Source organism: Chromobacterium rhizoryzae (assembly GCF_020544465.1).
Classification (GTDB): Bacteria; Pseudomonadota; Gammaproteobacteria; order Burkholderiales; family Chromobacteriaceae; genus Chromobacterium.
The window spans coordinates 1,514,065-1,525,906 of the sequence record NZ_CP066126.1 but is presented as its reverse complement, the minus strand read 5'-3'; the positions used below and the strand labels follow the sequence as shown (position 1 = coordinate 1,525,906).

The following is an 11,842-nucleotide window of genomic DNA, read 5'->3' as shown; positions in this document are numbered from 1 at the left end:
CTGAATACTGCAATGGGTTTAATGCCAATGGCCGGCTGGACAGCCGCGGCGGCTCAGCAACGGCCTTTCTTGGCCTGGCCCGGCGGGCAGAAATAGCCTTTGTCGCGGTGATGGCGATGGCGGTGCTTGCGATAGCGGCGGCCGTCGTCGTCGCGGCGTTCCGACGCCGCCGGCTTGCCGTAGTCGTGGCCGATGGCCGCGCCGGAAGCGCCGCCCACCGCGCCGCCGATGATGGCGCCGTTGCGGCCGCCCACCGCCTCGCCCACCGCCGCGCCGGCCGCGCCGCCCAGCGCGCCGCCAACGATGGTGGAGGTGTCCGCCAGGGCGGTGGAGGCCAAACCGGCCAGGCTCAGCGATAAGATGACAAGTGCGCGTTTCATGCGGCTAACTCCTGAATTTAAACGGATGAGGCAGCTTAACCGTTTGGTTGACAGCCGGCTGTTTCGAATTGTTAGGAATTGTTCTCTCTTGTTATCGCTTCACAACTTATCGAATTTATATGTAGCCGGACGGCATGAAAAACGGCGGAGCATCCAAGGATGCCCCGCCGCGACCTCATGCTGAATCTTGGCAAACCCGCCGGATCAACCCCTCGGCCGCACCAGCTGCCAGGCCCGGCCCAGATAAGTCACCGCGCCGAAGCCGCTCCACACGTGCACCAGACGGGTGAACGGGAAGATCACGAACAAGCTCATGCCCATGAACAAGTGCGCCTTGAACACCGGCGAGGCGCCGACGATGAAGATGGCCGCGTCGCCGCGCAGGGTGACGATGTGCTGAGCCCAGCTCATCAGCAACACCATCTCGTGGCCGTCCAGATGCTGCGCCGACACCGCGATGGTGCTGAGGCCCAGCAGCAAGGTGGCCAGAATCCACAGCAACACCAGCTTGTCTCGCCAGGTGGTGTTGGCCGCCAGCCGGTCACAGGTAAAGCGACGGTGCAGCAGGATCAGGATGCCGATCAGGCACAGGCCGCCCATGATGCCGCCGGCCGTCATCGCGAACACTTGCTTGAAGCTGTGGCTGACGCCCAGCGCGTCCCATACCGCCACCGGTGTCAACAGGCCCACCAGATGGCCGAAGAACAGGCCGATGATGCCGAGGTGGAACAGGATGTTGCCCAGCCGCAGCTGGCCGCGGTACAGCAGTTGCGAGGATTCGCTCTTCCAGCTGTATTGCTCGCGGTCGAAGCGGATCAGGCTGCCCAGCAGGAACACCGCCAGCGCGATGTAGGGGTAGATGCCGAATACGAATTGGTGCAGATAGTTCATGTTGCTCTCCTGGCAGCGGGATTCAGCCCTGCGGCCGCTGCGGGTAAAAGTTCACCGGAGCGATGGCCGGCCGCGTCGGCTTCAGCAGCGGCTCCACGCCGTCCGCGCCGGGGCCGAAGGTCTCCAGCATCTCGTCCATGTCGCGTACCGGCGGCACGGTCAGCGCTTCCGGCTCCACCGGCGACAGCAGCACCAGCCCCTGCAGCACGCCGGCGTAGTGGGAATGGCTGTCGGCCAGCTTGCCGGCCACGTGGGCGATCACGTGCACCGCGTCGGAGAGCAGCCGGGCGGCCTCCTCCGGCTGGCACTGCGCCAGGAACTCCAGGAACAGCGGCAGATAGTCCGGCAGCTCGTTCGCCGCCGGCTCCAGGCCCTGGGCCTGGTATTCGGCCAGCAGATCCACCATGGCCTGGCCGCGGGCGCGGTCCTCGCCGTGGATATGCTCGAACAGATGCAGCGAATGGCTGGGGTTGCGATCGAAGGTCTGCACATAGCGTTCTTGCAGCGTGATCAGATCCTCGCCCTCCAAGGACAGCAGCAAGGGCTCCAGCAGCCGGGCGATGCGCGGCTCGGCCGCCACCTCGGCGCGGATGTCGTCCGCCGCCGCGATCAGATCCGGCTCCGGGTAGCACAGCAGCGCCGATAAGGCCTGATAGATGCGCATGGCGTTCTCCTTCACTGACCGGAATTGGACTTGCGGTCGCGCCGCATGTCGTGGAACACGATGGGAGTGGCCTTCTTCTTGCCGAACAGGCTGGCCTCGGACTCGCCGCCGGAGCAGCCGTTGCCGAAGGTGAAGCCGCAGGACGCCTTGTCCTCGAAGGTGTTTTCCACCAGCTCCTTGTGGCTGGACGGAATCACGAAGCGGTCTTCGTAATTGGCGATGGCCATCACCTGATACATCTCCTCCACCTGGGCCGGGTTCAGATGCGTGCCCTTGAGGGTGGCGGGGTCCGACACCTTCTCCACGCTCTTCTTGCGCATATAGCGCCGCATCGCCACCATGGTTTCCAGCGCCTTCACCACCGGCTCTTCCTTGCCGGCGGTCAGCAGATTGGCCAGGTACTGGATGGGAATGCGCAGGTCCTTGACGTCCGGGATGATGCCGTTCTCGCCGATCAGGCCGTTTTCCATCGCGGACTGGATGGGCGACAGCGGCGGGATGTACCACACCATCGGCAGGGTCCGGTATTCCGGGTGCAGCGGGAAAGCCACTTTCCACTCCATCGCCATCTTGTAGACCGGGGAGCGCTGCGCGGCGTCGATCCAGCTTTGCGGAATGCCCTGCTTTTGCGCCTCGGCGATCACTTCCGGCGCGTTCGGGTCCAGGAACACGCCCAGCTGCGCCTCGTACAGGCTCTTCGGGTCTTCCACCGCGGCGGCTTCGTCTATCTTGTCGGCGTCGTACAAGAGCACGCCCAGGTAGCGGATGCGGCCGACGCAGGTTTCCGAGCACACCGTCGGCTGGCCGCCCTCGATGCGCGGGTAGCAGAAGGTGCACTTCTCGGCCTTGCCGGAGGTCCAGTTGTAATAAATCTTCTTGTACGGGCAGCCGGACACGCACATGCGCCAGCCGCGGCATTTGTCCTGGTCGATCAGCACGATGCCGTCGTCTTCGCGCTTATAGATGGAGCCGGACGGACAGGAGGCGACGCAAGCCGGGTTCAGGCAGTGTTCGCACAGGCGCGGCAGATACATCATGAAGGTGTTCTCGAAGGCCGAGTACATTTCCTTCTGGATACCCTCAAACAGGGCGTCCTTGCTGCGCTTGGAGAATTCGCCGCCCAGATCGTCCTCCCAGTTCGGGCCCCATTCGATCTTGTTCATCTTCTTGCCGGTCAGCACCGACACCGGCCGCGCGGTGGGCGGCGTCTTCATCTCCGGCGCGTTCTGCAGATGTTCGTAGTCGTAGGTGAACGGCTCGTAGTAATCGTCTATCGCCGGCATATTGGGGTTGGCGAAGATATTGCCCAGGATTTTCAGCCGGCCGCCCTGGCGCGGCTCCAGCTTGCCGTTGGGCTTGCGCACCCAGCCGCCCTTCCACTTCTCCTGGTTTTCCCATTCCTTGGGGTAGCCGATGCCGGGCTTGGTTTCCACATTGTTGAACCAGGCGTATTCGACGCCGTCGCGGCTGGTCCAGACGTTTTTGCAGGTGACCGAACAAGTGTGGCAGCCGATGCACTTGTCCAGATTCAACACCATGCCGATTTGAGCGCGGATTTTCATTGTTGCTCTCCTGCCGGACTATCCATCCAGTCCACTGAGTTCATCTTGCGCACCACCACGAATTCGTCGCGGTTGGCGCCCACGGTGCCGTAGTAGTTGAAGCCCCAGGACAGCTGCGCGTAGCCGCCTATCATGTGGGTGGGCTTGGTCACCGTGCGGGTCACCGAGTTGTGGATGCCGCCGCGCTTGCCGGACACTTCCGCGCCCGGCACGTTCACGATCTTCTCCTGGGCGTGGTACATCATCGTCATGCCCTGCGGCACCCGCTGCGACACCACGGCGCGGGCGGTCAGCGTGCCGTTGGCGTTGAACACCTCGATCCAGTCGTTGTCCACGATGCCGGCCTTCTTGGCGTCGTCCTCGGACAGCCACACGTTCGGGCCGCCGCGGCTCAGGGTCAGCATGCGCAGATTGTCGGAGTACGTGCTGTGGATGCCCCATTTCTGGTGCGGGGTCAGGAAGTTCAGCACCAATTCGTGATTGCCGTTGCCGTGCTTGCCCAGCACCGCCTGGGTGGTTTTCAGATCCACCGCCGGCTTGTACACGCACAGGCCTTCGCCGAAGGCGCGCATCCACTGGTGATCCTGGTAGAACTGCTGGCGGCCGGTGATGGTGCGCCAGGGAATCAGCTCGTGCACATTGGTGTAGCCGGCGTTGTAGCTGACTTCTTCGCTTTCCAGGCCGGACCAGGTGGGCGAGGAAATGATCTTGCGCGGCTGCGCCTGCACGTCGCGGAAGCGGATGCTGTCGTGCTCGCGCGGCTTGGCCAGATGGGTGTGGTCGCGGCCGGTGATCTTGGACAGCGCGTCCCAGGCCTTCACCGCCACGTGGCCGTTGGTTTCCGGCGCCAGGGTCAGAATCATCTCGGCGGCGTCGATCGCGGTTTCCAGCTTGGGCTGGCCCTTGCCGGCGCCCTGGCTCGCCACCTGGTTCAGGCCGCGCAGGATGTCCACCTCATGGCCGGTTTTCCAGTTGATGCCCTTGCCGCCGTTGCCGGCTTTTTCCAGCAAGGGACCGATGGTGGTGAATTTGTCGTAGATCGCGCCGTAGTCGCGCTCCACCACCGTCATCTTGGGCATGGTCTTGCCCGGCACCGGCTCGCACTCGCCTTTTTTCCAGTCCTTGGGATCGAAGGGCTGGCCCAGTTCTTCCGGGGTGTCGTGCATCAGCGGGGTCAGCACCAGATCCTTTTGCACGCCCAGATAGTCCTTGCCCAGCTCGGACAGCTTCTTGGCGAAGCCCTTGTAGATCTCCCAGTCGGTGCGCGACTGCCACAAGGGCTGCACCGCTTCGGACAGCGGGTGGATGAAGGGGTGCATGTCCGAGGTGTTGAGGTCGTCCTTCTCGTACCAGGTGGCGGTGGGCAGCACGATATCGCCGTACAAGCAGGTGGTGGACATGCGGAAGTCCAGCACCACCAGCAGGTCCAGCTTGCCTTCCGCCGCCGGGCGCACGGTGATTTCGGTCGGCTTGATGCAGTCGTCTTCCGAATTCAGCACCGCGTTCTGGGTGCCCAGCAGGTATTTGAGGAAGTATTCGTGGCCCTTGCCGGAGCTGCCCAGGATGTTGGAACGCCACACGAACATATTGCGCGGGAAGTTCTGCGGGTTGTCCGGGTCGTTGCAGGCCAGGTCCAGCTTGCCGGACTTGAGGCCGTCCACCACGTAGGCGGCGGCGTCCTGGCCGGCGGCGGCCGCGGCGCGGGTCACCTCCAGCGGGTTGGCGGACAGCTGCGGCGCGGACGGCAGCCAGCCCATGCGCTCGGCCTTGGCGTTGTAATCGATCAGCGCCATGCCGGCCATGCGGCCGTCGGCGGTGGGCGCCAGGATTTCGCCTACGCCCAGTTTTTCATGCCGCCACTGGCTGGTGTGGGCGTAGAAGAAGCTGGTGCCGTTCATCTGCCGCGCCGGGCGGTTCCAGTCGCCGGCGAAGGCCAGCGGCGCCCAGCCGGTTTGCGGGCGCAGTTTTTCCTGGCCCACATAGTGGCACCAGCCGCCGCCGGACTGGCCGATACAGCCGCACAGCATCAACATATTGATGATGCCGCGGTAGGTCATGTCCATGTGGTACCAGTGGTTCAGCGCCGCGCCGACGATGACCATGGATTTGCCCTGGGTCTGATCGGCGTTCTGCGCGAACTCGCGCGCCACCTGGATCACCAGTTCCGGCTTCACGCCGGTGTGCTTCTGCTGCCAGGCCGGGGTGTAGGGCACGTCGTCCATGTAGTCGACGGCGACGTTGCCGCCGCCCAGGCCGCGGTCGATGCCGTAGTTGGCCGCCATCAGGTCGAACACCGTGGCCACCAGGGTTTCGCTGCCGTCGGCCAGACGGATGCGCTTGGCCGGCACATTGCGGGTCAACAGTTCATCGTGCTCGGCGCCGAAGTAAGGGAAGCCCACGCCCACCACCGCGTCGCTTTCTTTGATCAGCGACAGCTTGGCGGACACCTCGCGGCCGTTGCCGCCGTCCTTCTGCTCCAGGTTCCACTTGCCGGCCTTGCCCTCGGCCTGACCCCAGCGGAAGCCGATGGAGCCGTTGGGCGCGACGATGTCGCCGCTGGCCTCGTCGATCAGCAGGGTTTTCCAGTCCGGGTTGTTGTCTTCGCCCAGGCCGCCTTCCAGATGGGAGGCGCGCAGGAAGTAGTCCGGAATGTAGCGCTCGCCGTCTTGCTTCAGCGCCACCAGCATCGGCATGTCGGTATAGCGGCGGATGTAGTCGGTGAAGTAGCCGGACGGATTATCGAGGTGGAATTCCTTGAAGATCACATGGCCCATCGCCATTGCCATCGCGGCGTCGGTGCCCTGCTTGGGGGCCATCCAGATGTCGCCGAACTTGGCCATTTCGCCAAAGTCGCTGGACACCGCCACCGTCTTGGTGCCCTTGTAGCGCACCTCGGTATAGAAGTGGGCGTCCGGGGTGCGGGTCATCGGCACATTGGAGCCCCACACCATCAGATAGGTGGAGTTGTACCAGTCCGCGGATTCGGCCACGTCGGTCTGCTCGCCCCAGGTCTGCGGGCTGGCCGGCGGCAAATCGCAATACCAGTCGTAGAAGGACAGCGGCACCCCGCCGATCAGGCTGAGGTAACGGCTGCCGGCGGCGTAGGACACCATGGACATCGCCGGAATCGGCGAGAAGCCCACCACGCGGTCCGGACCGTATCGCTTGATGGTGAAGGCGTTGGCGGCGGCCACGATCTCGTTGGCCTCGTCCCAGCTGGCGCGCACGAAACCGCCCTGGCCACGCTTGGACTTGTACTGCTTGGCCAGTTCCGGCGTCTGGCTGATCTTTTCCCAGGCCTCCACCGGGCTCAGGGTCTGGCGCGCCTCGCGCCACAATTTGGCCAGCCGGCCGCGGATCATCGGGTATTTGACGCGCTGGGCGGAGTAGACGTACCAGCTATAGGACGCGCCGCGCGGACAGCCGCGCGGTTCGTGATTGGGCAGGTCCGGCCGGGTGCGCGGGTAATCGGTCTGCTGGGTTTCCCAGGTGATCAGGCCGTTCTTCACATACACCTTCCAGCTACAGGAGCCGGTGCAGTTCACGCCATGGGTGGAACGCACCACCTTGTCGTGCTGCCAGCGCTGGCGGTAGGCGTTTTCCCAACCGCGATCCTCGTTGACGACGGCGCCGTGACCATTGGCAAAGGTGGAGCGGGTCTTGCCCAGGAAATTCAAACGGTCGAGAAAGTGACTCATCTTGCCTCCAAATATCGGGGTCCGCGCCGCACGGGCCGGCGGCTCCAGCCACCGGGGGAAACGGACCTTTTCACTTGATTGCAAGCTTAGAACGCGGCGGCAAGCGCCGACATTCGCCGAAGGTCGACGCCGGACGGCGCATTGGCACTAGTCACGGTTAGTACTTTGGCGAGACGGACTAGCCAGAAAGAACTAGTGGCGATATTCGACCCTTGCCGTCGAAAAATAAAATGTTATAACATAACAAAAACCGCGAACAGCCAAAGGCCTTCGCCACCCGCATCGCCCTTACTTAATCGGACCCCATGCCATGACGCCCACGCCCTCCTCCTCCGCCGCGCTAGACGCCAGACTGCCGGTCACCGTGCTGTCCGGCTTCCTCGGCGCCGGCAAGACCACCTTGCTCAACCACATCCTCAACAACCGCGAGGGCCGCCGCGTGGCGGTGATCGTCAACGATATGAGCGAGGTCAATATCGACGCCGCCCTGGTGCGTGAAGGCGGCGCGGCGCTGTCGCGCACCGAGGAAAAACTGGTGGAGATGAGCAATGGCTGCATCTGCTGCACCCTGCGCGAAGACCTGCTGCTGGAAGTGTCGCGGCTGGCGCGCGAAGGCCGTTTCGACCAGCTGGTGATCGAATCCACCGGCATCGCCGAGCCGCTGCCGGTGGCGGAAACCTTCACCTTCGCCGACGAGCAAGGCCGCAGCCTGGCCGACTCCGCGCGGCTGGACACCATGGTCACCGTGGTGGACGCCTGTCACTTCCTGCGCGATTACGCCTCGCGCGATCAACTGCGGCAACGCGGCGAATCCCTGGGCGAGGCCGACGAGCGCACGGTGGCGGACCTGTTGATCGAACAAGTGGAGTTCTGCGACGTGATCGTGCTCAACAAGACCGATCTGATCGACGCCGCGGACAAGGAACGGCTGGCCGGCATCCTGCGCCAGCTCAACCCGCGCGCCCGCATCGTCGAAGCCCGCTTCGGCCAGGTGCCGCTGGACGCGGTGCTCGACACCGGCCTGTTCGACTTCGACGCCGCCGCCGACGCCCCCGGCTGGCTCAGCGAGCTGCGCGGCGAGCACACGCCGGAAACCGAGGAATACGGCATCGCCAGCTTCGTCTACCGCGCGCGCCGCCCCTTCCACCCGCAGCGCTTCTTTGAACTGGCGCAGCGGGAATGGCCGGGCGTGCTGCGCTCCAAGGGCTATTTCTGGCTGGCCAGCCGCCCGGCCCACGCCCAGCTGTGGTCGCAGGCCGGCGCGGTGTGCCGCCACGAACTGGCCGGCCAATGGTGGGCCGCCACCCCGCGCGAATATTGGCCGCAGGACGAAGACAGCCTGCGCCAGATCGAAAGCCACTGGCGGGACGGCATCGGCGACGCGCGTCAGGAACTGGTGCTGATCGGCATCGCCATGAACGAAGCCGAACTACGCCGGCAATTGGACGACTGCCTGCTGGACGAGGCCGAAATGGCCGCCGGCCCGGCCGCCTGGGCGCTGCTGCCGGACCCCTTCCCGCCGCTGGACACCCTTGCCGAGGACGCCGCATGAACGCCCCGCTGCCCGATATCGCGCGCAGCGGCGCCGCCGCCGCGCTGCTGCCCTTGAACTGGGTGGGCATGGACGGCATCGCGCTGCCGCTGCGGCTGGCGGACGCCGCCCACGGCTGCGTCGCCGCCCGCGCCAGCGCGCAAGTCAACCTGCCCCGGCCGGCGATCAAGGGCATCCACATGTCCCGGCTCTACCGGCTGCTGCAAGCCCACGCCGACGCCGCGCCGCTCAGCCCGGACGCCCTAAGCCGGCTGCTGCGGGCGATGGCGGACAGCCACGCCGACTGCGGCAGCGACGCCGCCCGTGCCGAATTCCGCTTCGAACTGCTGTGCCAGCGCCCGGCGCTGGCCACGCCGGGCCTGTCCGGCTGGAAGGCCTACCCCGCCGCGCTGGGCGCCGAACTCGACGGCGACGGCTGCCGGCTGTGGGCCGAAGTGGAAATCGCCTACTCCTCCACCTGCCCCTGCTCCGCCGCGCTGGCGCGCAGGCTGATCGCCGACGCCTTCCGCCAACAGGAGCGCGCGGCCACGCCGGACGCGGTTTACGACTGGCTGCTGGAACACGCCACCCTGGCCACCCCGCACAGCCAGCGCAGCCAGGCGCGGCTGCGCTTCGACATCCCCGCCGACGCCGCCGGCTGGGAGCTGGCGATGCGCATAGACCTGGCCGAACAAGCGCTGGCCACCCCGGTGCAAACCGCGGTCAAGCGCGCCGACGAACAAGCCTTCGCCGCCCTCAACGGCGCCAATCTGATGTATGTGGAAGACGCCGCGCGCCGGCTGCAAGCGGCGCTGGCCGGCCACGGCCTGAGCCGGGTCGACGTCCGCCACCAGGAAAGCCTGCACCCGCACGACGCGGTGGCGGCCAGCCAACTCTCATAAGCAATCCACGATCTCGCGAGCAAGAGCGAGACAAGGCGAGAACAGCGGAGAAAGCGGAATGTACATTCGGTACATGAGCATTTCGAAGATGTTCTCAACGCCGTATTGCCGCAGCGCAGCAGATCGTGAACACTCTCTCAGGGAGCAGCGCTTGATACGCAAAAACCCCTCCGGCCACCTGCCGGTGATCGCCGAATCCGCCTACGTCGACAAGACCGCCATCCTCTGCGGCAAGATCATCGTCCACGACCATGTCTTCATCGGCCCCTACGCGGTGATCCGCGCCGACGAAGTGGACGCCAACGGCGAGATGGAAGCCATCGTCATCGGCCCCCACTCCAATATCCAGGACGGCGTGGTCATCCACTCCAAGGCCGGCGCCGCCGTCGCCATAGGCGCGCACACCTCCATCGCCCACCGCTCCATCATCCACGGCCCCTGCGCCGTGGGCGAACGCGTCTTCGTCGGCTTCAACAGCGTGCTGTTCAACTGCCGCGTCGGCGACGGCTGCGTGGTGCGCCACAACGCGGTGGTGGACGGCTGCGAACTGCCGGCCGGCTGCTACGTGGCCTCCACCGAACGCATAGGCGCGGCCAGCGACACCGCGCGCCTGCCCAAGGCCAGCGTGTCCGCCGCCGAATTCTCCGAAGACGTGCTGCGCGCCAACAGCGAACTGGTGCGCGGCTACAAAGCGCTGCAAAACGAGTTCTGAATGAGCGACATCCTGATCCGCAACGCCCGCCTGGTCAGCGACGGCCGCGAGTGGGAAGCCGACCTGCGCGTCGGCAACGGCCGCATCCGCCGCATCGATGCCAGCCTGCCCGGCCGCCCCGGCGACATCGACATCGACGCCGCCGGCCAATGGCTGCTGCCCGGCATGATCGACGACCAAGTCCACTTCCGCGAACCCGGCGCGCCGCACAAGGGCAGCATCGCCAGCGAATCCCGCGCCGCGGTGGCCGGCGGCGTCACCAGCTTCATGGACATGCCCAACACCCGGCCGGCCACCACCTGCCTGGACGCGCTGGCGGACAAGGAAAGCCGCGCCGCCGCCCACTCCGTGGCCAATTACGGCTTCCACCTGGGCGCCACCCGCCACAATCTGGCGCTGATCGCCGCGCTGCCGCCCAACCGCGCCGCCGGCGTCAAAGTGTTCATGGGCGCCAGCACCGGCGACCTGCTGCTGGACGACCCGGCCGCGCTGGAGCGGCTGTTCGCCGCTTGCCCGCTGCCCATCCTCACCCACTGCGAACACACGCCGCGCATCCGCGAGCGCGAAGCCGCCTGGCGGCTGCGCTTCGGCGACGACATCCCGCCGGACCAGCACCCGCTGATCCGCGACGCCGAAGCCTGCTACCAATCCACCCGGCTGGCGGTGGAGCTGGCGCAACGCCACGGCAGCCAACTGCACGTGCTGCACCTGAGCAGCGCGCGCGAACTGGAGCTGTTCCGGCCCGGCCCCGTCGCTGGCAAGCGCATCACCGCCGAAGCCTGCGTCCACCACCTGCTGCTGGACGACGGCGACTACGCCCGTCTGGGCCACCTGATCAAATGCAATCCGGCGATCAAAAGCCGCGCCGACCGCGACGCGCTGCGCCAGGCGCTGCGCGACGGCCGCATCGATCTGATCGGCACCGATCACGCGCCGCACGCCTGGGAGGAAAAACAGCAGCCCTACACACAGGCCCCGGCCGGCCTGCCGCTGGTCCAGCACGCGCTGCCGGCGCTGCTGGAATTGGTGGCCGACGGCGAACTGACGCTGCCGCAACTGGTGGACAAGACCAGCCACGCGGTGGCCACCCGCTTCGCCATCGCCGAACGCGGCTATCTGCGCGAAGGCTATTGGGCCGATCTGACGCTGGTGCAGCGCCTGCCCGCGCCGCGTCCGGTCTGCCGCGACGCCCTGCTGGCTCATTGCGGCTGGACCCCCTTCCCGCATCTGGCCTTCCGCCACGCGGTCAGCGCCACCATCGTTTCCGGTCAATTGGCTTGGTTCCAGGGCCGCATCCAGCCGGACTGCCAGGGCCTGCCGCTGCGGTTTATGCGCTGAGGGCCGGTTCAAGACCGGCTGTCGGCGGGCTCCCGAAGCCGCTGCCGGTGGGTATCGCCGGTGGCTCCACCCACCCTACGGACTGACGCCTCGCGCTGCATCCCCTGGGTAGGGTGGGTGGAGCGCAGCGATACCCACGCGGAGAAAGCCGACGGCCCTATCCT

General features: G+C 66.0%; 9 protein-coding genes. 4 read left to right on the top strand and 5 right to left on the bottom strand.

Annotated features, from left to right (window positions below; genetic code table 11):
* Window positions 1-53 precede the first annotated feature (53 nt).
* The 5 genes from JC616_RS07010 to JC616_RS06990 form a co-directional block, all read right to left on the bottom strand.
* Window positions 54-380 carry a glycine zipper domain-containing protein gene (locus tag JC616_RS07010; protein WP_107799002.1) on the bottom strand — a complete coding sequence of 109 codons (327 nt, stop codon included), beginning with the start codon at window positions 378-380 and terminating at the stop codon, window positions 54-56.
* Between the two features lie 204 nt (window positions 381-584).
* Window positions 585-1,271 (bottom strand): respiratory nitrate reductase subunit gamma, encoded by a 687-nt coding sequence (gene narI, locus JC616_RS07005; RefSeq protein WP_107799001.1) that lies wholly within the window; start codon window positions 1,269-1,271, stop codon window positions 585-587.
* A 22-nt stretch (window positions 1,272-1,293) separates the two neighbouring features.
* Entirely contained in the window at window positions 1,294-1,935 is a 642-nt protein-coding gene (gene narJ, locus JC616_RS07000) for a nitrate reductase molybdenum cofactor assembly chaperone (protein WP_227107450.1), read from the bottom strand.
* 11 nt (window positions 1,936-1,946) lie between these two features.
* Window positions 1,947-3,497 carry a nitrate reductase subunit beta gene (gene narH / locus JC616_RS06995; protein ID WP_107798999.1) on the bottom strand — a complete coding sequence of 517 codons (1,551 nt, stop codon included), beginning with the start codon at window positions 3,495-3,497 and terminating at the stop codon, window positions 1,947-1,949.
* The gene (locus JC616_RS06990; protein ID WP_227107448.1) at window positions 3,494-7,195 is read right to left on the bottom strand and encodes a nitrate reductase subunit alpha; all 3,702 of its coding nucleotides are present in this window, start codon (window positions 7,193-7,195) and stop codon (window positions 3,494-3,496) included. Before JC616_RS06990 ends, narH begins: the two co-directional genes overlap by 4 nt.
* A 310-nt stretch (window positions 7,196-7,505) precedes the next feature.
* On the opposite strand from JC616_RS06990, the gene zigA reads away from it, so the two are divergent.
* From zigA to JC616_RS06970, 4 genes are all read left to right on the top strand, one after another.
* The gene (zigA, locus tag JC616_RS06985) at window positions 7,506-8,747 is read left to right on the top strand and encodes a zinc metallochaperone GTPase ZigA (RefSeq protein WP_227107446.1); all 1,242 of its coding nucleotides are present in this window, start codon (window positions 7,506-7,508) and stop codon (window positions 8,745-8,747) included.
* Complete coding sequence (gene folE2 / locus JC616_RS06980; RefSeq protein ID WP_227107444.1) at window positions 8,744-9,628, top strand: GTP cyclohydrolase FolE2; 885 nt, start codon at window positions 8,744-8,746, stop codon at window positions 9,626-9,628. Before zigA ends, folE2 begins: the two co-directional genes overlap by 4 nt.
* A gap of 151 nt (window positions 9,629-9,779) precedes the next feature.
* Window positions 9,780-10,340 carry an LbetaH domain-containing protein gene (locus JC616_RS06975; protein ID WP_166451759.1) on the top strand — a complete coding sequence of 187 codons (561 nt, stop codon included), beginning with the start codon at window positions 9,780-9,782 and terminating at the stop codon, window positions 10,338-10,340.
* Window positions 10,341-11,678, top strand: coding sequence for a dihydroorotase (locus tag JC616_RS06970; protein WP_227107442.1), 1,338 nt, complete (start codon window positions 10,341-10,343; stop codon window positions 11,676-11,678).
* Window positions 11,679-11,842 lie beyond the last annotated feature (164 nt).